Below are 25,129 nucleotides of genomic sequence, written 5' to 3' on the forward strand. Positions count from 1 at the left end.
GATCGTCACAACGCGCCTGCCCGTCGGATTGCCTCAATCGGTCCGCGGTAACACATCCTTCCGGACAAGGAAACCAGACTGACGCATTCCCGCCGAATGACTTGCACTAGCATGGCAGTTCGGCCACTGTCCGCCCAGAGAGCCACCGATCAGAGCCCCATGCGCAAGTTCCTTGTCCTTCTCGATGACAGCCGCGAATGCCTGAACGCGATGCGTTTCGCGGCGATGCGCGCCGCTCATACCGGCGGTGCCGTGGTGATCCTTTCGGTCATTCCGGCGGCCGATATCCAGCACGGATTCGGCGTCGCCGATGTCATGCGCGCCGAGGCGCACGAGCGGATCGAAGCCCATTTCGAGGTCTTCGCCAAATGGATGCGCTCGCGCCCCAAGGTCGAGCCGGAACTGGTCATCCGCGAGGGCGATCCGGCCGACGAACTGATCGCCCAGCTTGCGGATGATCCCGAGATCGGCATCGTCGTGCTGGGCCTGAACCCGGACAAGGCGGGGCCGAACCCGGTGCTGAACAGGCTTTTGCGCGAGGCCAGCAACCTGCCCTGCCCGATCACCATCGTGCCCGGCGACATCTCCAAGGAGCGGCTGGAGGCGATCACCTGAGCCGGCTTGCTTGACCCGGACAGGCCGCATCGCCATATCATGCGGAAAGGAGCGCGCCCCATGTTCATCCAGACCGAAACCACGCCCAACCCGGCGACCCTGAAATTCCTGCCCGGCGAAACCGTCCTGGGCAGCGGCACCGCGGATTTCCCGACGCCTGAATCCGGCGCGAAATCGCCTTTGGCCCGCCGCATCTTCGCCATCGAGGGTATCGCCGGCGTTTTCCTGGGCCGGGATTTCGTGACCGTCACCAAGGTCGAGGATCAGCCCTGGGATCATCTCAAACCCTCGATCCTGGGCGCGATCATGGAGCATTTCCAGTCCGGCGCCCCGGTGATCGAGGGTGAGGCCCCCGAAAGCGCCGGTCATGCCGCGCATGACGGCCCGGATTCCGAGATCGTGGTCCAGATCAAGGAATTGCTGGATACCCGTGTCCGCCCGGCGGTGGCGCAGGATGGCGGCGACATCACCTTTCACGGATTCGACCGGGGCGTGGTCTATCTGCACATGCAGGGGGCTTGCGCGGGTTGCCCGTCCTCGACCCTGACGCTGAAGATGGGGATCGAGAACCTGCTGCGCCACTATATCCCCGAGGTGATCGAGGTCAGGCCCGTTGCCTGAGGGGATTGCCCTGGGCTTCGACACATCGGCCGCGCATTGCGCGGCCGCTTTGCTTCGGGGCGACCGGGTGCTGGTCCAGCATCATGAAGCGATGGCCAGGGGACAGGCCGAACGGCTGTTTCCGCTGCTGGAACAGCTGCTGGCCGAGGCGGGACTGAACTGGCACGATCTGGATGTCATCGGCGTCGGCACCGGGCCCGGCAACTTCACTGGAATCCGGGTGGCGGTTGCGGCGGCGCGCGGACTGGCCCTGTCGCTGGGCATTCCGGCCCTGGGCGTCGCCGTGACCGAGGCTGCGGCCCATGGCCTGCCCCGACCCTGCCGCGTCGTGATCCCTGCGCGGCGCGAGCAGGTGATCTGGCAGGATTTCGGCACCGGCGCGGCGGATGATGCGGGGGGCCGGCCGCAGCAAGCTGCGGCCGGCGCGCTGCCGCCCGGCCCCGCGCCGGCTGCGCCGGCAATCCCGCTGGCCGAGGCCATTGCGCGTCTGGCGCTGGAGCGCCGCGACAGTCCCGCCCAGCCGCGCCCCGCGCCGATCTATCTGCGTCCGGCCGATGCCGCCCCCCCGCGCGAGGCGGGATTGGTCATTCTGGAAAGAGAATGACACCCGACCGGCTTGCCGCGCTGCACGCGCGCTGCTTCGTCGCCCCGCGCCCCTGGTCGGAAACCGAGTTCCGCGCTCTGCTGGACATGCCGGGCGCCTTCCTTCTGCTTCGGCCCGATGCGTTCCTTCTGGGTCGCAGCATCGCGGGCGAGGCCGAATTGCTGACCCTCGCAGTCGCGCCCGAGGCGCGGCAGCGGGGCGTGGGACGCGCCCTGACGCAGGATTTTGCCGCAACGTCACGCCGCCTGGGCGCCGGCACCGCCTTTCTGGAAGTGGCCCATGACAACATCGCCGCCCGCGCACTGTATCATGCGTCAGGCTGGCGTGATGCGGGGCGCAGGCGCGGCTATTACGCGCCGGGCCTGGATGCGATCGTGATGCGTCTCGACCTTGCCGCGCCCCAAGAACCCGGTTGACCGGCTCTGCCCGATGCGCCCTAATCGGCCCATTCGGCGGGCGGCTTGAATCGCCTGCCCCAACAGGAAGAGGTTCTGGCATGAATCTGATGAAAACGCTGATGGCGGGCTCGGCCGTCATGGCCTTGACTGCGGGCGCGGCCCTGGCCGAACCGGCCCTGATCTACGATCTGGGCGGCAAATTCGACAAGTCGTTCAACGAGGCCGCCTATAACGGCGCCAAACGCTGGGTCGAGGAAACCGGCGGCTCCTACAAGGAACTGGAGATGCAGTCCGAGGCGCAGCGCGAACAGGCGCTGCGCCGGCTGGCCGAAACCGGCGCCAATCCGATCGTGATGACCGGCTTTGCCTTCGGCGACGTGCTGAACAAGGTCGCGCCCGATTATCCCGACACGAAATTCGCGATCATCGACATGGTCGTGGATCAGCCCAACGTGCAATCGGTCGTCTTCACCGAGGAACAGGGCAGCTATCTGGCCGGGATGATGGCCGGGATGGCCTCGAAATCCGACATCGTGGGCTTTATCGGCGGCATGGACATTCCGCTGATCCACAAGTTCGAATGCGGCTATGCCCAGGGCTTCAAGGCCGTGAAGCCCGATGGCAAGGTGCTGATCAACTATACCGGCACAACGCCTGCGGCATGGAACGACCCGGTGAAGGGCGGCGAACTGGCCAAGGCGCAGATCAGCCAGGGCGCGGACGTGATCTATGCTGCCGCCGGCGGAACCGGCATCGGCGTGCTGCAGGCGACGGCGGATGACGGCAAGCTGGGCATCGGCGTGGACAGCAACCAGAACTACCTGCATCCGGGTTCGATGCTGACCTCGATGGTCAAGCGCGTGGACAACGCCGTCTACGACGCCTTCACCGCCGGACCCGATCTGGAGCCCGGCGTCAAGGTCATGGATCTCAAGGCCAATGGCGTGGGCGTCGCCATCGACGACAACAACAAGGATCTGGTCACCGCCGAGATGCAGGCCGCGGTGGACGACGCAACGGCCAAGATCGCCTCGGGCGAGATCAAGGTCCACGACTACATGACCGACAACGCCTGCCCGGTCGAGTAGCAATGGCCATGACGGCACAAGACGCAGGGGGGCGGCCGGAGACGGCTGCCCCCTACGCCATCGAGCTGAAGGGGATTTCGAAAGCCTTCGGTCCGGTGCAGGCGAACAAGGATATCGATCTGCGCGTTGCCAAGGGCTCGATCCACGGCATCATCGGCGAGAACGGCGCCGGGAAATCGACGCTGATGTCGATCCTTTACGGCTTCTACAAGCCCGACCGGGGCCGGATTCTGGTCAATGGCGAACCGATCGCCATCGCCGACAGCCAGACCGCCATCCGTGCCGGCATCGGCATGGTGTTCCAGCATTTCAAACTGGTGCAGAATTTCACGGTTCTGGAAAACATCATCCTCGGCGTCGAGGACGGCCGCCTGCTGCGCCCTTCGCTGGCCAAGGCGCGCGGCGTGCTGAAGCAACTGGCCCACGAATACGAACTGAACGTCGATCCAGACGAAACAATCGAGGAATTGTCGGTCGGCCATCAGCAACGGGTCGAGATCCTGAAGGCGCTGTATCGCCAGGCCGATATCCTGATCCTGGACGAACCGACCGGCGTTCTGACCCCGGCCGAGGCGGACCATCTGTTCCGCATCCTCGAGGGACTGAAGGCCGAGGGCAAGACGATCATCCTGATCACCCACAAACTGCGCGAGATCATGGACATCACCGACACCGTCTCGGTCATGCGGCGCGGCGAGATGGTGGCCTCGGTCAGCACCGCCGAGACCAGCCCCGAGGCGCTGGCCGAACTGATGGTGGGCCGCAAGGTGCTGCTGAACGTGGACAAGACCCCTGCCCGGCCCGGCGCCCCGGTGCTGGAAGTGCGCGATCTGCACCTGATCGACCACGAGGGCGTGGAGCGTCTTCGCGGCATCAGCTTCGACATCCGTGCAGGCGAGATCCTGGGGATCGCGGGCGTGTCCGGCAACGGCCAGACCCAGCTTCTGGAATTGCTGGGCGGCTATCCCGAAAAGGGCGCCAGGGTCAGCGGCGCGATCCGCATGAACGGAGAGGCGCTGGACCTGACGGGTGCCGGTTCCGACGCGCGGACGCGGCGCAGGCGCGGCATCGGCCATGTGCCCGAGGATCGGCAGACCGAGGGTCTGATCATGGATTTCACCGCCTGGGAGAACATCGCCTTCGGCTATCACGACAAAGCCGAATACCAGAAGGGGTGGCTGATGGACAATGACGCCATCCGCCGCGATGCCAAGAAATACATGGAAGATTTCGACTGCCGCCCGCGCAATTGCGACCTGGCCGCACGCGATTTTTCCGGCGGCAACCAGCAAAAACTGGTGGTGGCCCGCGAGCTCGAGCGCAATCCCGACCTGCTGCTGATCGGCCAGCCCACGCGCGGCGTCGATATCGGCGCCATCGAATTCATTCACAAGCGGATCATCGAGTTGCGCGACGCGGGCAAGGCGGTCTTGCTGGTCAGCGTCGAATTGGACGAGATCCTGTCGCTGTCCGACCGCATCGCAGTCATGTTCGATGGCCGCATCATGGGCGAGCGGCTGCCCGATCAGACCACGACGGGCGAGCTTGGCCTGCTGATGGCCGGCGTGACCGATACCGAACATCACGCCGCCGAAGATGGCATCCCGCCTGAACACAGGCATGTCGATGACCTGCCGGACGAGACCGCGAACGGGGGGCCGCGCTGATGGACAAGATGCCGAAATGGGCCGACGTGATCCTGACGCCGCTGATTTCGCTGGTTCTGGCCATGGCGATTTCGGCCCTCGTGATCCTGGCCATCGGCGAAAGCCCCGCCGCGGCCCTGAAGACGATGGTCGATGGCGCGCTTGGATCCAGCTATGGCTGGGGCTTCACGCTGTATTACACGACGAATTTCATCTTCACCGGCCTTGCCGTCGCGGTGGCCTATCACGCGCGCCTGTTCAATATCGGCGGCGAAGGTCAGGCGATGATGGGGGGGCTGGGCGTCGCGCTGGTCCTGCTGTCGGTGCCGCTGCCTCACTGGCTGCTGGCCCTGCCCGCCGCGATGATCGGCGCGGCCCTGTTCGGCGCGGCATGGGCGCTGATCCCGGCATGGCTTCAGGCGAAGCGCGGCAGTCATATCGTGATCACCACGATCATGTTCAACTTCATCGCCGCGGCCCTGCTGAATTATGTCCTGGTCAACATCCTGCGGCCGGTCGGCAGCATGGACCCGGCCTCGGCCCGGTTCCCCGAAAGCACCTATCTTCCGGCGCTGACCGACATCGCCGCGGCGATCGGAATCCAATGGGGCAAGAACACGCCGGTCAACATCACCTTCCTGATCGCGATCCTGGCCTGCCTGCTGGTCTGGCTGCTGATCTGGCGGACGCGCCTGGGATACGAGATCCGCGCCCTCGGCCGGTCCGAGCCGGGCGCGCTCTATGCCGGCATCAGCCCGGTGCGCATCATCGTGATCGCGATGCTGATCTCGGGCGGTCTGGCGGGACTGATGGCGATCAACAACGTCATGGGCGAAAGCGAAAGGCTGGTGTTGAACGCGGTCGAGGGTGCGGGCTTCATCGGCATCGCCGTGGCCCTGATGGGCCGCAACCATCCTTTCGGTGTCTTTCTGGCCGCGCTTCTCTTCGGCTTTCTTTATCAGGGCGGAGGGGAGCTGGCGCTGTGGACCAGTATCCCGCGCGAATTGATTGTCGTCATCCAGGCGCTGGTGATCCTGTTCACCGGCGCGCTGGACAACATGGTGCGGATGCCGCTGGAGCGGATGTTCCTCGCGCTGCGCAAGCGGAGGGCTGCATGATGGATTTCAACACCGTCCTGCAGATCCTCGACAGCGCCGTGCGGCTGATGACGCCGCTGCTGCTGGCCTGCCTGGCGGGGCTTTATTCCGAACGATCCGGCGTGTTCGATATCGGCCTTGAAGGGAAGATGCTGATGGCCGCCTTCACCGCCGCCTCGGTCGCCTATGCGACGGGCAGCGCATGGCTGGGCCTTCTGGCCGGTATCGGCGGGTCGATGGCGATGTCGCTGATCCACGGCCTCGCCTCGATCACCTTCATGGGAAACCAGCTGATTTCCGGTGTGGCGATCAATTTCCTGGCTTCGGGGATGACCGTTCTGCTGGGCCAGAAGATTTTCGGCCTCGGCGGACGGACGCCGTCGCTGCAAGGCGCCGCCCGCTTTCAGGAAATCACCCTGCCGCTGGCCGATACGCTTGGTCAGGTGCCGGTCATCGGACCGATCTATGCGCAGCTCATTTCGGGACACTCGATCCTGGTCTATGTGGCCTTCCTGGCAGTGCCGCTGACCTGGTGGGTGCTGTTTCGCACCCGTTTCGGCCTGCGCCTGCGCGCGGTGGGCGAAAACCCCGCCTCGGTCGATACGGCCGGCGTGTCGGTGACGCGGCTGCGCTATGCCGCCATCGGCATCTGCGGCGTCCTGACCGGCATCGCCGGCGCCTATCTTGCCACCAGCCTCTCGGCGGGCTTCGTCAAGGAAATGACGGCGGGGCGGGGGTTCATCGCGCTGGCGGCGCTGATCTTTGCCAAATGGCGGCCCTGGGGGGCGCTTGGCGCGACCTTCCTGTTCGGGCTTCTGGAAGCCATCGCCAACCGCTATCCCAATCTGGATCTCGGCATCGTCACGGTGCCGTCGATGTTCATGAACGCGCTGCCCTATATCCTGACCGTGATCATCCTCGCGGGCTTTGTCGGTCGCGCCATCCCGCCCCGCGCGGGCGGAGAACCCTATGTCAAGGAACGCTGAACTTGCCGCCCTGATCCGGTCGCGCGCCGGTGCGGCGGCGCCCGAATACGGCTTCATCCTGGGCTCTGGCCTCGGCCACCTGTCGGCGCAGGTAGACGGCACCGCCATTCCCTATGACGAACTGCCGGGCTTTCCCCATGCGGGCGTATCGGGCCATGTCCCGCACCTGGTGATCGGCGATCTCGAGGGGCGCCGCGTCGCGGTCTTCGGGGGACGCGCCCATTACTACGAATCGGGCCGCGCGGATGCGATGCGTCTGCCGCTGGAGGTGCTGGCCGAGCTTGGCTGCGACCGGCTGATCTTGACCAACGCGGCCGGATCGCTGCGCGCCGACATTCCGCCCGGCGGGTTGATGCTGCTGAACGACCATATCGCCTTTGCCGGAACCAACCCACTGATCGGAGAAGGCACCGATGCCCGCTTCGTGCCCATGACCCGGGCGCATGATCCCGAAATCCGCGCCGGACTTGGCGCCGCGGCGCGCGACGAGGGTGTCGATCTGCCCGAGGGCGTCTATTGCTGGTTCTCGGGCCCCAGCTTCGAAACCCCCGCGGAAATCCGCGCCGCGCGGACGCTGGGCGCCGACGCAGTCGGCATGTCCACGGTGCCGGAAATCATCCTGGGACGGTTTCTCGGGCTGCGCTGCGCGGCGATTTCGGTCATCACCAATATGGGCGCGGGCCTGTCGGACGAGGCGATCAGCCACGAACACACCAAGGCCATGGCCCCGCAGGGCGCCGCGAAACTGGAGGCGGTGCTGCGCCGCTTCCTGCGCGATCGGCACGGATGACATTTTGCCATTCCGGTTCCGGGCGCGACGTTCTGCGCCGGCACAACGGCAGGGGTCGCGGCGGCTTTCATATCCCCGTCGCCCTGCCAGGACCAAACGCTCTTTCAGAGGCGAAGACCGGCCAGGGCAGCCTCGACCGCCGCCGCCGCCGCATCCGTGTCGCGCAGATCATCCAGCGCAACGACCGCCCGTTCGCGCTGCGCATAGCGCGAACGGTGTTTCCGATAGCGCGGATCGTAATGGTCGCGCATCAGCCCCTCGGCCAGTTCCACCCAGGCACCGGCCTCTGCCAGCGCCTGCCATGTCGCGATGCGTTCGGCCGGATGCTGCCGGGACAAGGCCGCGATGATCGCCGCCAGCCGTTCGGAATCGGCGACCACATCGGCATAGTCGCGGGCCGAATAGGCTGCCCGCGCCGCGACCGGGACATCCAGCCTAATGCGGGGCGCCGCGCAGATCGCCTGCCACATCGCCTTCGGGACCGAGATCTGTCCGATCCGGCTGCTTTCGGCCTCGACCATCACAGGGCGGCCGGGATCCAGCCCCTCGATCGCGATGGCCAGACGGCTCTCGAACCATTTCTGGCTGGGCTGACCGCCCTCGATCGCCCCGAACAGGCTGCCGCGGTGGCGCGCCAGACCTTCCAGATCGATCACCTGAACGCCGCGCATGGCCAGCCGGTGCAGGATTGCCGTCTTGGCGCTGCCGGTATTGCCGTCCAGAACCACGACAGGCGCGGCGACCGGCCCGTTCTGCACGCGATCCACGACCAGCCCGCGCCACGCCTTGTAGCCGCCTTCCAGGCGCGCCACGCGCCAGCCGATCTGCGACAGGATCGTCTGAAAGCTGCCTGAACGCTGCCCGCCGCGCCAGCAATAGACCAGCGGCCGCCAGCCGCCGCCGCGATCGGACAGCGGACCCGCCAGATGCCTCGCGGCGTTGGCGGCGACCAGGGCCGCACCCATCCTGCGCGCGTCAAAGGGTGATACCTGCTTGTAGATCGTGCCGACCTCGATCCTTTCGGCATCGTCCAGAACCGGCAGGTTGATCGCGCCGGGCAGATGATCCTCGGCATATTCGGCGGGGGCGCGGACATCGATGATGTTGTCAAACCCGGCAAAAGCCGGATCGGCAACGCAAGCGGGCTTCAGTATCAAGTCAGTAGACGTAAACGGGTGTTCCCACCGGAACCCGATCGAACAGGCTCATCACCGATTCGTTGCGCATCCGGATACATCCGTTGGAGACCGCGCGACCGATCGAGCCCGGCTCGGTCGTGCCGTGGATGCGGATCGCGGTATCCTGACCCTTCGCGTTATAGAGATACAGCGCGCGCGCCCCAAGCGGATTGGTGGGCCCGCCCGGCATGCCGCCCGCCCATCTGGCATATTGACCCGGATTGCGCTTGATCATGTCCTGCGTGGGCGTCCAGCTGGGCCATTCGACCTTGCGGCCGATACGGGCACGGCCCTTCCAGACCAGTTCGGCCTTGCCGACGGCCACGCCATAGCGGATCGCCCGTCCCGGCGCGATCACATGATAAAGAAAGAAGTCGTCACTGACGACGACGATGCTGCCGACCTCGAAATCGTTGCGGATGGCGACTTCTGTCGGCGCATAGGGGTCGCGGGTCGAAGCCGGCGCGGTGACAGCCTGCGCCAGTCCCAGCGACGGGGCGGCGATCAGCGGCAAGGCCAGCGACATCAACTGACGGCGGTTCATGGCGATCATTTCCTGCAGGCTGCTCGGGTTCGTCTTTTCCTTGTCTGAATACAGCAAAAGAGGGGCATCCTGCAACTGATCTGCACGCATCTGACGTATTCGTGGCTTGATTCGCGGCCCGCCGGGCGACATTCCGCTGTCATGACATCACGCCACCTCCCCCGCCCCGATCGCCGCCGCGTCCTTGCCATGGCGGCTGCGGGCGCGGTCGCAATGCCCGCGCGCCTGTCGGCTCGGCCTGCCGGTCCAAGCATCCTCGCCTTCGGGGACAGCCTGACCGCGGGCTTCGGTCTGCCGCCCGAAGAGGGGTTGGTTCCCGTGCTGTCGGACTGGCTGGCGCGGCGCGGAACGCCCGCGCGGCTGACCAATGCCGGGCTATCGGGCGAGACGACTTATGGCGGCCGGGTGCGGATCAACTGGGCGCTGCGCGGTGGCGCCGATGCGGTGATGGTCGAGTTGGGCGGCAATGACATGCTTCTGGGCTGGACCGCCGCGCGGGCCGAGGCCAATCTGGATGCGATCCTCTCGAAGGCCACGGCGCGCGGCCGTCCCGTTCTTCTGATCGGCATCAGCGCCCCGGCCGGGGCGCGCGAATGGCGACGGGCCTGGGCCGGGCTGTGGCCGCGCCTCGCCCGCCGTCACGGCACGCTGTTGCTGCCCGATCTCTATGCACCGCTGGCTGCGATCGCCCGCGACGACCGGGCGCCGCTGTTGCAGCGCGACGGCATCCACCCGTCGTCACAGGGTATCAGGCTGATCGTCGATCACCTGGGACCGAAGGTGCAGGATCTGGTGGCGGCGACGCGCGCCGCACAGGCCCCGGGCTAGCGCCAGGATCCGCGGGCATCCGCGTCTGCATCACAGGCCAGGACTACGGAAGGCGTGAGGACGCCCTATTAGCTGGCGCACAGTCAAAAGCCCCGCCGAAGCGGGGCCGATCGGGCCACAATGGCCAGGGCTCAGGCCTGCAGTTCCGCCGGGCCGTCCTTCTTGGCAATCTCGCGCTTCAGCTTCAGCGCGCGGGCCGACAGATCGCCATCCTTCGCGCGGGCCAGGAATTCGTCCAGCCCGCCGCGATGATCGACCGAGCGCAGGGCCGCGGCCGAGATCCGCAGAGAATAGCTGCGGCCCATCTTCTCCGAGGTCAGCGTGACGTCGTTCAGGTTCGGCAGGAACCGGCGACGGGTTCTGTTGTTGGCGTGGCTGACATTGTTGCCGGTCATCGGGCCTTTGCCGGTCAGTTCGCAGACGCGCGACATGATGTTGATCCTTCGTCTCAGCTTGGCGGGCGTTCCCGACGGATGGGTCCGGCCCAATTGACAAGGGCGCCGCGAGGCAGCGCCCGGAAATTCCGTTCGCGGGTGATTACAGCGACGCCCCGCCTTCGTCAACCCCCCTGAGACATCGGCCGCGACGCGATCGGTCCGGATCGGTCAAGGGTCTGCGTCCTTGCAGGCATGTCGCAGCTGACCGATCGGACCGGGAATACCGGGCGCTTGCGGCATCCCGAAGACCGAACGGCACCGGCGGCGCGCCGGCCGGGATGGGACGCGGAAAAAGCCTTGAATCAGGCATAGGCGGCCTCGATCCGGATCAGCTTTTCCTTGCGCCACAATCCGCCCGCATAGCCGGTCATGCGGCCGTCGGCACCGATGACGCGGTGGCAGGGCACGATCAGGGCCAGCCGGTTGGTCGCGTTGGCACGGGCCACGGCGCGAACGGCCGAAGGGCGACCGATCTGCCCGGCCAGCGCCGCATAGCTGCGAGTCTCGCCGGCCGGTATTCTCTGCAAGCCGCGCCAGACCTGCTGCTGGAAATCGGTGCCGTGCAGATGGACGGGTATCGAGAAGCGCGGATCGCGGCCCTCGAAATAGGCGGCAAGCTGGGCCTGGGTCTGGTCGATAACGGCGTTCCGGCCCAGACCGATCCGACCGCCGACATGGGCCGACAGGCGGCGCAGCCCCTGGCGCAGCGCCTTGCGATCGGTGAATTCCAGCAGATGCAGGGACCGGTCGTCGGCAATGGCGATCATGCCGCCCAGCGGCGTCTCGATCCAATCGGCGCGCAGATCCGCAGGCCCGCGCCAGCGATGCGGTGAATGGCCGAAAAGCCGGGCAAAGGCATTGCGGAACCCGGAAGCCGATTCGAATCCGGCATCAAGCTGTGCCTCGATCATCGGCGATCCCTCCTTCAACGCCTGCATCCCGCCCAGGATCCGCCGCTCGCGGGCCATGGCCAGAAAACTCTGCCCGAAATGCCGCTTGAAGGCCCGACGCACGGTCGAGGGGTCGAACCCCAGTGATACCAGATCGCCCTCGGACCAGCGCCGTCCCGGATCGGCGCCAAGCCGCGCCACCAGATCTCGGACCAGCGGTTCGCCCTCGGCGCTCAGACCTGCGGGGTGGCAGCGCCGGCAGGGACGGAAACCCGCCGCCATCGCGTCCTCGGGCCGGCTGAACCAGCGGCAATTGCGCGCCAGAGGCTTGCGCGCCGGGCAGGTCAGCCGGCAGAAGATCCCGGTCGTGGTAACGCCGACCAGGGCGCGTCCCTCGAAGGTCGCATCGCGCGCGATCAGCGCGGCATAGAGCGTATCGGCTTCGGGCAGATCCAGCATGGCGACATCCTTTCCCCTACTTTCTTCTAGCCGATTCGGCGCGGCTTCGGGACACCAAAACGGGCGTCTATTTCCCGTCCTCCCGGTGCAGACGATCCAGCATCCGCGCCGCCGCCAGACCCGGCGGCAGATCGCCCGCGGCAACCGCCTCGCCCAGCCTGTCCAGTTCCTTTCGCAACCGGGGCTGATTCAACCGCGCCAGAAGGCCGGCGCGCACATCGGCCATGAACCAGTGACGGGCCTGCTGCGCCCGGTTCCGGTCGAAATGCCCGTTCTTGCGCCGCCAATCGGCAAGTTGCCGGATTTGCGCCCAGGCTTCGTCCAGCCCGTCGCCCGTCGCGGCCGAGACGGGCAGCGCCTTGGGAAAACCCTCGGGATCCTGCGGTCGCTTGCGCAGCAGGCGCAGGGCGCCCGCGTAGTCGGCGACGGTGCGTCGCGCCGTGGCCAGCAGGTCGCCATCCGCCTTGTTGACAAGGATCAGGTCGGCCATCTCCATGATGCCGCGCTTGACGCCCTGCAATTCGTCGCCGCCGGCGGGCGCCAGCAGCAGCACGAACAGATCCGACATCTCGGCCACCATCGTCTCGGACTGGCCCACGCCGACCGTCTCGATCAGGACCAGATCGTAACCTGCGGCCTCGCAAAGCCGGATCGCCTCGCGCGTGCGGCGCGCGACGCCGCCCAGCTCGCGACTGGCGGGCGTGGGCCGGATGAAGGCTTTCGGGTCGCGTGACAGACGTTCCATCCGGGTCTTGTCGCCAAGGATCGAGCCGCCCGAACGCGCCGAAGAAGGATCGACGGCGAGAACCGCGACCTTCATCCCCTGTCCGGTCAGCATCGTGCCGAAAGCCTCGATGAAGGTGGATTTTCCGACGCCGGGCGTGCCCGACAGTCCGATCCGCAAGGCCGTTCGTTCGGGCAGCCGCGCAATCAGATCCGTAGCCTGCGCGCGATGATCCGCGCGCGTCGATTCGATCAGGGTGATCGCGCGTGACAAGGCGCGCCGGTCTCCGCCTGTCAATCCGTCGAGAAGTTCGTCCATGCAGCACCGTGGCAGGCGGGGGCCGACTGCCCCCGCACCCCCGTGGATATTTGCACCAAGGCAAAATGCCAAGCGCGCGCAACGCGCCGGGCATGGGATGATGCAGCGGCTGGCGGTGGCCTGCGGGAGGTATTCGAAGACCGGATCAGGCGACGGGCTTTTGTCCGGCGCGGGCTTGGGTTAGGCAAATCTCAGACATTTTGCCACGGTGAGTCCCATGCATGACATTCGCGCCATTCGCGACAATCCCGACGGTTTCGAAGCCGCGCTGCAACGACGCGGCCTGTCAGGCGTGACCGAGGCCATCCTGGCCCTCGATGGCGAGCGCAGGGCCAAGATCGCCGAGGCCGAGACAGCGCAGGCCGAACAGAACCGCGCCAGCAAGGAAGTGGGCGCCGCCAAAAGCCGCGGCGAGACGACCGAATTCGAACGCCTGCGCGCGCTGGTGGCCGAAAAGAAGACCGATGTGGCACGAATGCAGGCCGAGGCCGCGGCGCTGGACGGGCGCCTGCGGGACATGCTTCTGGGGGTGCCGAACCTGCCGCTGGAGAATGTGCCCGATGGCGCCGACGAAAATGACAATGTCGAACTGCATCGTCGCGGGACGCCGCGCCGGTTCGACTTTGGCCCGGTCGAGCATTTCGAGATCGCCGGTGTCCGGCCCGGCATGGATTTCGAGACGGCGGCGAAGTTGTCGGGCAGCCGCTTCGTGATGCTGAAGGGCGCGGTGGCGCGCCTGCATCGTGCGCTGGCCCAATTCATGCTGGATCTGCATGTGACCAGAAACGCCCTGCAAGAGACCTGGACGCCGGTCCTGGTGCTGGAGGACATGATGGTCGGCACCGGCCAACTGCCCAAATTCGGCGACGACAGCTATCAGACGCGCGACGGCTATTGGCTGATTCCCACGGCCGAGGTGACGCTGACGAACATTGTCCACGGCGATCTGGTCGATCAGGCCAGCCTGCCGCGCCGCATGGTCGCCCACAGCCAGTGTTTCCGGTCCGAGGCGGGCAGCGCAGGCCGCGACACCACGGGGATGCTGCGCCAGCACCAGTTCGAGAAGGTCGAGATGGTCTCGATCACCGATGCCGACAGCGGTCTGGCCGAACATGCCCGCATGACGCGCTGTGCCGAATCGGTGCTGGAGGCGCTGGACCTGCCCTATCGGACCATCGTGCTGTGCACCGGAGACATGGGTTTCAGTGCCCGCATTACCCACGACATCGAGGTCTGGCTGCCCGGCCAGGATCGCTATCGCGAAATCAGCAGCGTCAGCTATTGCGGCGATTTCCAGGCGCGCCGGATGAATGCCCGCTATCGCCCGGAGGGCGGCGGGAAGCCGGAATTCGTCCACACGCTGAATGGGTCGGGTCTGGCCGTGGGCCGGACACTGATCGCCGTGCTGGAAAACGGTCAGCAGCCCGATGGATCCGTCGATCTGCCCGCCGCGCTTCATCCCTATCTGGGCGGGGCGAGCCGGCTGAGCGCCGACGGCACGTTGGCCTGAGCGGTCTTCCCGGCGCGAGGGCGGTGCCGGGCGGCAAAGCGGCGGCAGCGAAACAAATTCGCCCGCCGCCGCGTTCTGCCGCCATGAAACGCTTCGGCCAGATCATTCACGGCTCCGCCACGCTGCTATTCGTCGGCAGCAGCTTCGCCTATGCGGTGCAATCCCGTCCCGCGCCGCTGCTGGCAGCGTTTCAGGGCTCGGACGGCGCGGTGGTACTGCCGGGCGTGCCGGCAGCAAGCGACGCCGCCCAAACGCTTGCGTTGCCGCAATTGTACATGAGCCCCGAAAATCCGCTGATGTGGGCGCTGCTGATCGTTCTGTGGCTCAGCCTCGCCCTGGACGCGATCACGCAGCTTCGCGAATCGTCCGAGGATTATTCTTTCGCCGCCGCAGCGGGACCGAATGTCGTCTGGCCGGCCCTGTCGCTGGCGCTGCTTGCAGGCGCAGCCTGGCCCTGGATGGTGGACCGGCAGAACGAGCCCGTCCTGCTGGGCGCGCTGTTCATGGTGCTGGCCACGGTCATCGCGGCCAGGCGCGCGCGACGTTCGAACCGGCCAGCGATCGGCTTTCTGGCGGGGTGGAGCACCGCGACCGGCATCGCGGCCCTGGCCGCCATCCTGGCCGAACGCCTCGGCCTGACCATCGCCCAGGCCGCGGTTCTGGCGATTTTGCCGGGCGTGCTGATCGGCCTTGCGGCGCAGGGCAGGATCGGACCGTCAATCACCTATCCGACGGCGCTTATCTGGGCCTTCGTTGCGCTGGCGACCACGACCATGGGTTCCAGCCCGATGATCGCCATGGCCGCGATCGTGGGCGTCTCGGCGATGGCGATGGTGCTGATCGAGGCCGCCAGCTAGGATCAGCCGCCCTTGGGTTTCTGCCGCACCCTGTGTTTCGAAAGCGCGCCGGACTGGCTGATCTTGCCGGCCTTTGCGCGATAGGGGTTGTCGCCGCCCTGATCTCGGAAGAACAGCCGGATCGGCGTGCCGGGCATGTCGAAATCGACGCGCAAGCCGTTGACCAGATAGCGCTGATAGCTGTCGGGCAGCTTGTCGGTATGCGTGGCCTTGACGATGAAGGCGGGGGGGCGGGTCTTCACCTGGGTCATGTAGCGCAGCCTGATCCGCCGCCCACCGGGCGCGGGGGGCGGATGGCTTTCGGTCATCGCCTCCAGCCAGCGATTCAGCTTCGCGGTGGAAACGCGACGGTTCCAGACCTCGTGTGCCTTGATGACCGCCGCGTGCAACCGGTCCAGTCCCTTGCCGGTCCTGGCCGAGACGGTGACCAGCGGTGCCCCCTTCAATTGTGGCAGCAGACGTTCGAAACTGGCGCGCAGTTCGTTCAGCTTGTGGGGCTTGTCGTCTTCCAGATCCCATTTGTTGGCGGCAACGACGACGGCGCGGCCTTCGGTTTCGGCGAAATCGGCAATGCGCAGATCCTGCTGCTCGAAGGGAATCGCCACGTCCAGCAGGACGACCACCACTTCGGCGAACCGCACCGCGCGCAAGCCGTCGGCGACCGAGAGCTTCTCGATCTTGTCGGTAATTCTGGCACGCTTGCGCATCCCGGCGGTGTCGAAGATCCGCATGGGCGTGCCCATGAACGTCGTCGCCACGCTGATCGAATCGCGGGTAATCCCGGCTTCGGGGCCGGTCAGCAGACGAGTCTCGCCAATGATCTTGTTGATCAGCGTGGACTTGCCTGCATTGGGACGCCCGATCACCGCCAATTGCAGCGGACGCGCATCGGAGGGGCGCCATTCTTCGGCGCCTTCACCACTTGCGGCATCGGCTTCGGACAGGTCCACATCGGTCAGCGCGGCGACGGGTTCGGGCCGCTCGGCCTCGACCCGGTCGGCCAGCGGCATCAGCACCCGATAGAGATCATCCATCCCCTCGCCATGTTCCGCCGAGATGCGCAAGGGTTCGCCCAGACCCAGCGACCAGGCCTCGAGTGCGCCGGCTTCGCCCGCCATCCCCTCGGCCTTGTTGGCGGCCACGATGACATGGCGCGCGCGCTTGCGCAGGATTTCGGCGAAGTATTCATCCGCGGCCGTCACACCGACGCGGGCATCGACCACGAAAAGGCAGATATCGGCCTCGTCCACGGCGCGCTCGGTCAGACGGCGCATCCGGCCTTGAAGGCTGTCGTCATCGGCCATTTCCAGCCCCGCGCTGTCGATCACGACGAACCGCAGATCGCCCAGGCGGCCGGCGCCTTCGCGCAGATCGCGGGTCACGCCGGGCTGGTTGTCGACCAGCGCCAGGCGCTTGCCGACCAGCCGGTTGAACAGGGTTGATTTGCCGACATTGGGCCGACCGACGATGGCGAGGGTAAAGCTCATCGGAAGGCGTGCAACTGTCCCGCGCGCGAGACGACATACAGCGTCTGTCCCGCCACGACCGGGGCCGAAGCCGCTCCGCCCGGAATGTCGCCCTGTCCGACCAGACGGCCCGAGGCCGGGTCGAAGGCGCGCAGGACGCCGTCCGACGAGGCGACGAACAGCCGCCCCCCGGCAAGCACCGGGCCGAAATGGGAATAGATGCGGTCCTGCTTCTTCACGCGGGAATCGGTATAATAGGGCAGATCGACGCGCCAGATGACGCCGCCGGTCGCGGCATCGAGTCGAACCAGATCGGCCTCGTCGGTGACCGCGAAAACCGACCCGCCCGCGACCGCGACCGGGCTGTTGGCGCCGTCCTTCGCGGACCAGTCCTGAATGCCCGAACCAAGATCGACCGCGTCGATCCGTCCGGACGAGGTGCCGCCATAGACCGTGCCGTCCGAAATCACCGGATCGCCGGTCACGTCGCGGATCACGGCGATGGCGCGCCCGGTGCGCGTGCCGGCGATCTGCGCGTTCCATCTGGTCGCGCCGGTCTGCGTGTCGGCGGCGGTCAACTGGCCCGACGAGAAGGGAAAGACGACGGTGTCGCCCTGCACCGCGGGCACCGAGACGCCCATGACGCCTGCCTCGGACACGATCCCCGATGTCTGCCACAGGACCTTGCCGTCCGCGGCGCGGACGGCCCAGCCGACATTGTCGCGCGCGGCCACATAGACGACGCCGTTCGCGACCGCCGGGCCGCCGCCGATGGGCGCACCGACGCGCTGCCGCCACAGCACCGCACCGCTGGTCGCGTCCAGCGCGACCAGTTCGCCGAAGCCGGTGGTGACATAGACGCGGCCGCCCTCATAGGCCAGCCCGCCGCCCGAGGCGCTGTCGCGGTTTTCCAGCGCCGGTGTCACATCGGTTGACCATGCGCGGCCGCCCGAAAGCGCCGTCGCGGTGACGCGGGCGCGGCTGTCCAGCGTGAAGACGCGACCACCACCCACGATGGGATCGGCGGCGATCCGGTGGCGGCGGTCATTGCCCTCGCCGATATCGGCGGTCCAGACACGGCTGGTGCCGCCGCCAAGCGCGACATGGCCCGGCTGGTGGGCGGCGTTGCCGCCACGATGGGTCCATTCGGAGTTGAGACGCGGCGGCGCCAGCGACAGCGCGGTCGAGGTGACGGGCGCCGGGCCCTGGACAGCGGGTCCGTCGGGCGAGGTCACCGCAAGCGGGTCCAGCCGTTCGCCGGGCAGGATGATCTCGCGCTGGCAGGCGGCAAGGCTCAGCGCAGCAGCAAGGGCCATGGTCAGTCGCAGCGTGGCATCCATCCTCGCCTCTCCCTCGTTTCGCATCTCGGCCGCGGGCGATCAGCCCGCATTGGGCGTGGTTTCCGTCGGCATGGCTTCGTTCGGCATGGTCTCGGCCGGCTGGGGCTCGACGCCCAGGGCGATCATCATCTCCGAAAGCCGGCGGCGCAAGGCTTCGCTAAGCCCGTTCTTGGCCTGGATTTGCCGGATCAGCGTGATCGCGTCGTCGTTGCGCCCGGCCTCGATCAGCGCCACGGCCTTCTGTTCCAGCGCCAGCAATTCGAACGGCGCCCCTGCCCGCGACAGCCGCGACAGGATCTGGTCGCGGATGGCGGGGTCCATGTCCTGCCCCGCCATCATGACCAGTTTCAGATCGGCCAGATCGCCCAGCACGCTGTCGCCCGCATTGTCGCCTGCCGCATTGCGCAAGGCCTCGGCCGCGGCATCATTGCCACCGTTCTCGGCCCAGGCGCCCGCGGCCAGCAGCGCCGCCAGCGCCTTGCGGCTTTTCGACCCGTCGGGATCGACCTTCATGATCGCCGCCGGATCGCCCGAAGTCTCGGCCGACAGGATCGCATCGCCCCAGGCGCGGGCCTCGGCCTGGTCGCGCGACTGCGCGTATTCGCGCCAGGTCACGCCCGCCACCAGCGCCACGATCAGGACGACAGCAACCCAGCCCCAGCGGCGGAACAGCCGGAACAGCCGGTCGCGCCGCAACTCCTCGGTCACTTCGTCGATGAAACTGTCATTCTGGTTGGCCATGGCCGTCTTCCGCGCTGTCGTTCTTGCCGCCCGTCTTATAACGACGGCGATGGGAATGCCAATGCCGGGCGGGCGGATCGCCGGGCCGCGCCAGCCGCAAGGACCGGCGTCGGACCGGTTCGATCAGCCGCCTTCCGGCACCAGCTGCCCCGCGCGGCGCATGGCCTCGTAGCGTTTGCGTGCCTCTCTCTTTTCGCGGCTGGCATCCTCGTCCGGCGGCACCAGGTCGATCACGGTCAGTTCGGGCGGCACACCCAGCCGCATCGGCAGGACCGAACAGCCGATGCCGCCGGACACGATCAGGCTGCGCCCGGCATCGTCGTCATAGCGTCCCCAGCTCCAGGTCTCGTTGTCCGAGGCATTGATCAGCGGCGCCCCGCCCATGATCCGGACCTGACCGCCATGGGTATGTCCCGAAATCGTCAGTGCGACATGGCGGTCCGCCGCGCCCAGCAATCCGAAGATATCCGGTTCATGGGCCAGCAGGACGACGGGCGCGTCGTCGGTCACATCGCGCAAGGCCGCCGGCAGGTCGTCCATGCCATCGCTTTGCGGCCCCTCCTGGAAGGGGCGCTGATCGCCCAGACCGGCCAGCCAGAACGCTTCATCGCCCCGTCCGATCCGCACGGCGCGGTTTTCCAGACAGGGTATCCCCACCCGCGCCAGTTCGCGATGCGCCTGGGTCGGACCGGCGCGGCGTGCCTGGGCATCGGCATCCTGCCACCAATCGTGATTGCCCAGCACCGCATAAAGACCGTTGGGAGAGGTGAAATCCCGCAGCCTCTCGATGATGTCGCGCTTGCCGGTGCCGCTCCAGGTAAAGGGATGGGCTGCGGCATAATCGCCCAGCAGGATCGCCAGATCCGGCTGCAAAGCGTTGGCCCGGCGCACGATCCGACGGACCCGGCGCAGTCCGATATGCGGCGCGCCCGCGTGAAGATCCGATATGATGACCAGCCGGAACGGCCGCCGGCCGTGCCAGCCGGGCAATGCGACCCGCCACCGGACAAGACGCAGGCACATGGCGGGTTCGTACCACAGGGCATAGGCCGCCAGGCCCGCCAGACCGGCCAGAGCCAGAGATCCGACAGCCAGCGGGCGCTGGCGGTCCGGAAGGCGGCGCCGTTTGACCATCCTCTCCTCCTTGTCCGAATCGACAGAGAAAATCCCGCCGGATCATCTCCGGCGGGATTTTCCCTATATCATCATCGTCCCGCCGGCTACATGCGCGAAGCGACGTTTTCCCAGTTCACAAGATTGTCGAGGAAGTTCGACAGATATTTCGGGCGCGCATTGCGGAAATCGATATAGTAGCTGTGTTCCCACACATCGCAGCCCAGAAGCGCCGTCTGTCCGAAGCACAGCGGGTTGACGCCGTTCTCGGTCGACGTGACGTCCAGCGAACCGTCAGATTTCTTGACCAGCCACGCCCAGCCCGAGCCGAATTGCCCGCCGCCCTTGGCCGCGAATTGTTTCTTGAATTCATCGACCGAGCCGAAGCTGTCGGTCAGCGCCTTTTCCACCTCGGAAGGCATCGACGACGACGACGGCGCCATCATTTCCCAGAACTGGCTGTGATTCCAATGCTGGCTGGCATTGTTGAAGATGCCGTTCTGCGCCACGGCACCCTTCTGATAGGTGCCCTTGACGATCTCCTCAAGCGACTTGCCCTCCCATTCGGAACCGGCAATCAGTTCGTTCAGCTTTTCGACATAGGCATTGTGGTGCTTGTCGTGGTGGTATTCCAGCGTCTCTCTGGACATGCCCGCGCCCGCCAGCGCGTCGTGGGAATAGGGAAGATCGGGAAGCGTGAAAGCCATTTTCCTCTCCTTTCTGAAAGGGTTGAGCTTGCAGGTCGGGGCGCACCGTCCCGCATTCGCCGGATCAACGCAAGGGGTGCGGGCAGGTTCCTGCAAAGGCTGAGAAATGCCCGCCCGATCGTCGCGGAAAGCCGGCGCCGATCGACAGCCGATCAGCGCGGCGCAAGCCCGCTTCCCGGTATGGCCGCGTTCCGCAGCACCAGGCCAAGATAATCGGCGGTCGAACGAAAGCCGATGACGCGAAAGCCGCCGTCGATGCGCCAGAATGCGGCGGCCACCTGGGCCGCCCGCGACCGCCGCAGCCCGTCGCCAGGCATCGCGTCCAGGTTGGCGGGGCTCAGCTTGGCGATCACGTCGCCGGCATGGGGCCCGGTCACGTCGAAGACCGCGCGCGCGTCGGACAGATCGACGACCAGCGCGTGTTCGCCGGTCAACGCATCCCTCAGCGCGGTCAGTGCCGAGGCCAGATCCGCGCCGGGCAGGACCAGCAGCAATTCGTCGGGCGACATCCATCCCAGGGCGCGGTCGCCATCGGTGACGATGCGCGTGGTCAAGGGAATCGCAAGGCCCGCGGCCTCGGCGATGGCATCGCCCGACCGCGCCAGATCCGCGCGGATGGCGATCATGCCCAGCCCGTCCACGCGGGCCACATTCGCAAGCGGCTCAGCCATTCAGACGGCTCCCTTCCTTGTCGTAAAAGACCGGCTCGACGATCCGGCCCTTCATCACCTCGCCCGAGGGCATGGGAAATTCCAGCACCTGCCCCATCCGCGAGGGGCCATGGCGCACCAGCGCCATCGCGATCGGGCGGTCCAGCGTCGGCGAATGATAGCTGGAGGTTACACGCCCCTGCATCTTGCGCTGGCCATTCGCGTTCCTGCCTTCGTCCACCGCATGGGCGCCATCCGGGATGACCCGGCCGTCAAGGCTTTCCAGCCCGACCAGTTTCCAGCGCGCGCCGTCGGTCATGTGGCTGCGAGCCTGCGCCCGCTTGCCGATATAGTCGGACTTCTTCTTCGAGATCGCCCAGTCCAGACCCAGGTCCTGCGGGATCACGGTGCCGTCGGTCTCGTCCCCGATCATGATGAAACCTTTTTCCGCGCGCATCACATGCATCGCCTCGGTGCCATAGGGGGTGATACCCAGATCGCGGCCGGCCTCGTGCAGCTTGGTCCACAATTCCAGCCCGCGCCCGGCCGGCACGGCGATCTCATAGGACAATTCGCCCGAAAAGCTGATGCGATAGATGCGCGCCGGAATGCCGGCAATATCGCCCTCGGTCCATTGCATGAAGGCCAGTGCGTCCTGCGACAGATCGATGCTGCCGGGCAGCCGCTGCAACAGGTCGCGCGCCCTGGGGCCGGCCACGGCAATCTGGGCGAATTGTTCGGTGAGATTGACGGTATGGACCTGCCAATCCCACCATTCGCATTGCAGCCAGTCCTCCATGTGACCATGGATCCGTTCGGCCCCGCCGGTGGTGGTGTGGCACAACCAGCTATCTTCGGTCAGCCGCGCGACGACGCCATCGTCGATGAGAAATCCGTTCTCGCTGCACATCAGGCCATAGCGGCATTTTCCGACCGGCAGCGTGGACATCATGTTGGTATAGAGCATGTCGAGGAAGCGGCCCGCATCCGCCCCTTTCACAAGGATTTTCCCGAGAGTCGAGGCATCGAGAGTGCCCACCCCGCCGCGCACCATCCTGATTTCGCGGTTGACGGCGGCGTGGCGGTCCTCGCCCACCTGCGGATAGCAATAGGGTCGGCGCCAGTGGCCGACGGGCTCCCACGAGGCACCGTGACGCTGGTGCCAGTCATGCATCGGCGTCTTGCGCAGCGGCTGAAACGCCTCGCCCCGCGCCTCGGCGGCGATCGTGGCCAGCGTCAGCGGCGTGTAGGGCGGGCGGAAGGTTGTCGTTCCGGTTGCCGGAACGGGTTGTCGCAACGCATTGGAAAGAACGGCAAGTCCATTGATATTACTGACTTTACCCTGATCCGTCGCCATCCCGAGCGTGGTGTATCGCTTGGTATGTTCGACACTGGCATAGCCTTCGCGCGCGGCCAGTTCGACGTCGCTGACCTTCACGTCGTTCTGGAAATCCAGCCACATCTTCGATCGCAGCTTGTAGGGCGCCTCCTGGGGCATGCACCAGACCGGAAGGGTGGCGCTTTCCTCGCGCTCCGGATCGCCGGCGCAGCGCAGATCGCCGTTTGCGGCGCCGGTGGCGGTGACATTGCCCTGACCGTCGGCACCCAGCGGCGGACGGTCGGGATCGGGGCGGAACATGGCCTGGCCTTCGTCCCAGATCAGCTTGCCGCCGCAATGGCTGTAGAGGTGGACGACCGGCGACCAGCCGCCTGACATCGCGACCACGTCGCAATCGAGCGACCCGATCGGTGTGCCGTCACCCGCCTGATCGCACAGGACCACGCTTTCCACATGCCGCCCGCCCCTGACCCTGGCGATCGCGGTGCCGGTCAGGACGTTGATGTCCTGCGCCCGCGCGGCCTGCGGCAGATCGCCATCGGCACCGGTGCGGGCATCCAGAACCGTGACATCCAGACCTGCCGCCCTGGCGGTCAGGGCGGTGCGATAGGCGTCGTCGTTGTTGGTGACCACGACGATCCTCTGGCCCGGTGCGACGCCGTAATCGGTGATGAAATCCCGAACGGCCGATGCCAGCATGACACCAGGCAGATCATTGCAGGCAAAAGCCAGCGGCCGTTCCAGCGCGCCGGTCGCGGTGATGACCCGTCCAGCCCGGATGCGCCACAACCGCTGACGCGGGATGGCTGCCTCGATGTCGTGGTCGGCCAGCGCCTCGCGCGCCAGAAGATAGCCGTGATCGTAAAGTCCGGTCGCCATCGTATTGCGGCGCAGGGTGACGTTCTTCATCCCCCGCAACCGGTCCAGCAGCATGTCCACCGCCTTCTGCCCGCCCTTGTGATCGACGGGCGTCCGACCGCCCCAGATTGCGCCCTGTTCCAGAACCACAACGCTGCCACCCGCCTGCGCGGCGTCCAGCGCCGCCCGCAGACCGGCGATGCCGCCGCCGACAACGACCGTATCGACATGTCCGTAGGCCTGTTCGTAGCGGTCGGGATCGGCATCCGTCGGCGCGCGACCCAGCCCGGCGCTGCGGCGGATGATGGGTTCGAACACATGTTTCCAGAAGGGCCGCGGATGGATGAAGGTCTTGTAGTAGAAGCCGGCCGGCAACAGCGGCGCAAGCCACGTGTTCACCGCACCGATATCGGCATCCAGCGATGGCCAGCAATTCTGGCTGCGCAGCGTCATGCCCGGCAGAAGGGCGGTGGTGGTGGCGCGCTGGTTGGGCTCGAACCGGCCACCCTCGCCCAGACCGAACAGGGCGTTGGGTTCCTCGGCGCCCGAAGCGAGCGGCCCGCGGGGGCGGTGATACTTGAAGGACCGGCCCATCAGCATCTGGCCATTGGCCAGCAGCGCCGAGGCCAGCGTATCGCCCTGAAGCCCGCGCAACTGGCGATCGTCGAAGCGGAACGGAACCTGATAGGCGCGGTCGATCAGGCGGCCGCCGCCGGGCAGACGGAAGGGGGGCGTGTGCGTCATTCGGCGTCGGTCCAGTCAGATTGCCAATCGGGACGAGCGGCGCGAATCGCCTTGACGATACGCGCCGGGGGTCGGGTGTTCTGCGCCTCGTATGTGCCATAGACCTGCAAGGTTGCTGTATCGCGGGCCGCAAGAAACCATTTGCCGCAGCCATAGGCGTGCCGCCAGCGTTCGAAATGGACGCCTCTCGGGTTCTTCCTGGCAAACATGTAGGCCTCGAATTCGGTATCGGCACCGTTGGGGCCTATGCGCGTCAGATGTGCCTCGCCGCCGGGGGCAAGCTCGGTTTCCTCGGCGGGAATTCCGCAATAGGGGCAGGTCAGGATCAGCATTCAGATGTCCTTGGGCGGCAGGGTCATGACATGGGACAGGGCCATCCGCGCCAGGCGGATGCGAATCGTGTCGTCGGAAAGCGGCGGGCCGGACAGCCAGACATATCCCGGCATCTCACGGTGCCGCTGGACCATTCGCCCGGTTCCCGGCAAAGACAATGCTGCGGGCTCGGCGGTCCTGCCCACCCGAAACATTGCGCGCCCCTGACGCGCAGCGCAGAGCATATGACCGTTGATCATGTGACAATA

At 66.6% G+C, this 25,129-nt stretch carries 26 protein-coding genes; 12 read left to right on the forward strand and 14 right to left on the reverse strand.

Going from position 1 to position 25,129, the window contains the following annotated elements:
• The first annotated feature begins 159 nt into the window (after positions 1-159).
• The 9 genes from B4L36_RS06930 to B4L36_RS06970 all read left to right on the forward strand — a co-directional run bounded on the left by B4L36_RS06930 (position 160) and on the right by B4L36_RS06970 (position 7,845).
• Positions 160-615 carry a universal stress protein gene (locus B4L36_RS06930; RefSeq protein ID WP_292954572.1) on the forward strand — a complete coding sequence of 152 codons (456 nt, stop codon included), beginning with the start codon at positions 160-162 and terminating at the stop codon, positions 613-615.
• A 60-nt stretch (positions 616-675) separates the two neighbouring features.
• Positions 676-1,236: a NifU family protein gene (locus B4L36_RS06935; RefSeq protein WP_292954349.1), complete on the forward strand. Its 561-nt coding sequence runs from the start codon at positions 676-678 to the stop codon at positions 1,234-1,236.
• The gene (tsaB, locus tag B4L36_RS06940; protein ID WP_292954352.1) at positions 1,229-1,840 is read left to right on the forward strand and encodes a tRNA (adenosine(37)-N6)-threonylcarbamoyltransferase complex dimerization subunit type 1 TsaB; all 612 of its coding nucleotides are present in this window, start codon (positions 1,229-1,231) and stop codon (positions 1,838-1,840) included. Before B4L36_RS06935 ends, tsaB begins: the two co-directional genes overlap by 8 nt.
• Positions 1,837-2,256, forward strand: a complete 420-nt coding sequence (locus B4L36_RS06945) for a GNAT family N-acetyltransferase (RefSeq protein ID WP_292954355.1) — start codon at positions 1,837-1,839, stop codon at positions 2,254-2,256. Before tsaB ends, B4L36_RS06945 begins: the two co-directional genes overlap by 4 nt.
• A gap of 80 nt (positions 2,257-2,336) precedes the next feature.
• Positions 2,337-3,326: a BMP family lipoprotein gene (locus B4L36_RS06950; RefSeq protein WP_292954358.1), complete on the forward strand. Its 990-nt coding sequence runs from the start codon at positions 2,337-2,339 to the stop codon at positions 3,324-3,326.
• 8 nt (positions 3,327-3,334) lie between these two features.
• On the forward strand, positions 3,335-4,993 hold the full coding sequence (locus tag B4L36_RS06955; RefSeq protein ID WP_292954361.1) for an ABC transporter ATP-binding protein: 1,659 nt from the start codon (positions 3,335-3,337) through the stop codon (positions 4,991-4,993).
• Complete coding sequence (locus B4L36_RS06960) at positions 4,993-6,090, forward strand: ABC transporter permease (RefSeq protein WP_292954364.1); 1,098 nt, start codon at positions 4,993-4,995, stop codon at positions 6,088-6,090. Before B4L36_RS06955 ends, B4L36_RS06960 begins: the two co-directional genes overlap by 1 nt.
• Positions 6,090-7,055, forward strand: a complete 966-nt coding sequence (locus B4L36_RS06965; protein WP_292954575.1) for an ABC transporter permease — start codon at positions 6,090-6,092, stop codon at positions 7,053-7,055. The genes B4L36_RS06960 and B4L36_RS06965 overlap by 1 nt, the downstream gene beginning before the upstream one ends.
• A complete protein-coding gene (locus B4L36_RS06970) occupies positions 7,039-7,845 on the forward strand; it encodes a purine-nucleoside phosphorylase (protein ID WP_292954367.1) in 807 nt (268 codons plus the stop codon). The genes B4L36_RS06965 and B4L36_RS06970 overlap by 17 nt, the downstream gene beginning before the upstream one ends.
• Positions 7,846-7,949: 104 nt before the next feature.
• Here B4L36_RS06970 and mnmH read toward each other — a convergent pair whose 3' ends face one another.
• Together mnmH and B4L36_RS06980 are read right to left on the reverse strand one after the other, a co-directional pair.
• Entirely contained in the window at positions 7,950-9,002 is a 1,053-nt protein-coding gene (mnmH, locus tag B4L36_RS06975; protein ID WP_414692151.1) for a tRNA 2-selenouridine(34) synthase MnmH, read from the reverse strand.
• Position 9,003: 1 nt separating this feature from the next.
• A complete protein-coding gene (locus B4L36_RS06980) occupies positions 9,004-9,567 on the reverse strand; it encodes a L,D-transpeptidase (RefSeq protein WP_292954580.1) in 564 nt (187 codons plus the stop codon).
• Between the two features lie 141 nt (positions 9,568-9,708).
• On the opposite strand from B4L36_RS06980, the gene B4L36_RS06985 reads away from it, so the two are divergent.
• The gene (locus tag B4L36_RS06985; protein WP_292954370.1) at positions 9,709-10,395 is read left to right on the forward strand and encodes an arylesterase; all 687 of its coding nucleotides are present in this window, start codon (positions 9,709-9,711) and stop codon (positions 10,393-10,395) included.
• Positions 10,396-10,526: 131 nt separating this feature from the next.
• Here the strand turns inward: B4L36_RS06985 and rpmB are convergent, their stop codons facing one another.
• The 3 genes from rpmB to meaB form a co-directional block, all read right to left on the reverse strand.
• The gene (gene rpmB, locus B4L36_RS06990; protein WP_292954373.1) at positions 10,527-10,826 is read right to left on the reverse strand and encodes a 50S ribosomal protein L28; all 300 of its coding nucleotides are present in this window, start codon (positions 10,824-10,826) and stop codon (positions 10,527-10,529) included.
• A 308-nt stretch (positions 10,827-11,134) separates the two neighbouring features.
• Complete coding sequence (locus tag B4L36_RS06995) at positions 11,135-12,181, reverse strand: bifunctional transcriptional activator/DNA repair enzyme AdaA (protein ID WP_292954376.1); 1,047 nt, start codon at positions 12,179-12,181, stop codon at positions 11,135-11,137.
• A gap of 67 nt (positions 12,182-12,248) precedes the next feature.
• On the reverse strand, positions 12,249-13,223 hold the full coding sequence (meaB, locus tag B4L36_RS07000; RefSeq protein ID WP_292954379.1) for a methylmalonyl Co-A mutase-associated GTPase MeaB: 975 nt from the start codon (positions 13,221-13,223) through the stop codon (positions 12,249-12,251).
• 217 nt (positions 13,224-13,440) lie between these two features.
• Between meaB and serS the strand changes: the two genes are divergently transcribed.
• Both serS and B4L36_RS07010 read left to right on the forward strand, forming a co-directional pair.
• A complete protein-coding gene (serS, locus tag B4L36_RS07005) occupies positions 13,441-14,733 on the forward strand; it encodes a serine--tRNA ligase (protein ID WP_292954382.1) in 1,293 nt (430 codons plus the stop codon).
• Positions 14,734-14,816: 83 nt separating this feature from the next.
• Entirely contained in the window at positions 14,817-15,590 is a 774-nt protein-coding gene (locus B4L36_RS07010; RefSeq protein ID WP_292954385.1) for a hypothetical protein, read from the forward strand.
• 2 nt (positions 15,591-15,592) lie between these two features.
• Here the strand turns inward: B4L36_RS07010 and der are convergent, their stop codons facing one another.
• From der to B4L36_RS07055, 9 genes are all read right to left on the reverse strand, one after another.
• Positions 15,593-17,077 (reverse strand): ribosome biogenesis GTPase Der, encoded by a 1,485-nt coding sequence (der, locus tag B4L36_RS07015; protein ID WP_292954388.1) that lies wholly within the window; start codon positions 17,075-17,077, stop codon positions 15,593-15,595.
• Positions 17,074-18,396 carry a PQQ-binding-like beta-propeller repeat protein gene (locus B4L36_RS07020; RefSeq protein WP_292954391.1) on the reverse strand — a complete coding sequence of 441 codons (1,323 nt, stop codon included), beginning with the start codon at positions 18,394-18,396 and terminating at the stop codon, positions 17,074-17,076. The genes der and B4L36_RS07020 overlap by 4 nt, the downstream gene beginning before the upstream one ends.
• A 39-nt stretch (positions 18,397-18,435) precedes the next feature.
• Entirely contained in the window at positions 18,436-19,137 is a 702-nt protein-coding gene (locus B4L36_RS07025; protein ID WP_292954394.1) for a tetratricopeptide repeat protein, read from the reverse strand.
• Between the two features lie 123 nt (positions 19,138-19,260).
• Positions 19,261-20,271, reverse strand: a complete 1,011-nt coding sequence (locus B4L36_RS07030; RefSeq protein ID WP_292954397.1) for a metallophosphoesterase — start codon at positions 20,269-20,271, stop codon at positions 19,261-19,263.
• An 86-nt stretch (positions 20,272-20,357) separates the two neighbouring features.
• Entirely contained in the window at positions 20,358-20,957 is a 600-nt protein-coding gene (locus tag B4L36_RS07035) for a superoxide dismutase (RefSeq protein WP_292954400.1), read from the reverse strand.
• A 152-nt stretch (positions 20,958-21,109) separates the two neighbouring features.
• Positions 21,110-21,628 (reverse strand): sarcosine oxidase subunit gamma, encoded by a 519-nt coding sequence (locus tag B4L36_RS07040; RefSeq protein ID WP_292954403.1) that lies wholly within the window; start codon positions 21,626-21,628, stop codon positions 21,110-21,112.
• Complete coding sequence (locus B4L36_RS07045; RefSeq protein ID WP_292954406.1) at positions 21,621-24,548, reverse strand: sarcosine oxidase subunit alpha family protein; 2,928 nt, start codon at positions 24,546-24,548, stop codon at positions 21,621-21,623. The genes B4L36_RS07040 and B4L36_RS07045 overlap by 8 nt, the downstream gene beginning before the upstream one ends.
• Positions 24,545-24,880, reverse strand: a complete 336-nt coding sequence (locus B4L36_RS07050) for a sarcosine oxidase subunit delta (RefSeq protein WP_292954409.1) — start codon at positions 24,878-24,880, stop codon at positions 24,545-24,547. Before B4L36_RS07050 ends, B4L36_RS07045 begins: the two co-directional genes overlap by 4 nt.
• Positions 24,881-25,129: hypothetical protein (locus B4L36_RS07055; RefSeq protein ID WP_292954412.1), on the reverse strand; the 249-nt coding region annotated here is incomplete at its 5' end.

This window comes from Paracoccus sp. UBA889 (assembly GCA_002294185.1).
GTDB lineage: Bacteria > Pseudomonadota > Alphaproteobacteria > Rhodobacterales > Rhodobacteraceae > Paracoccus.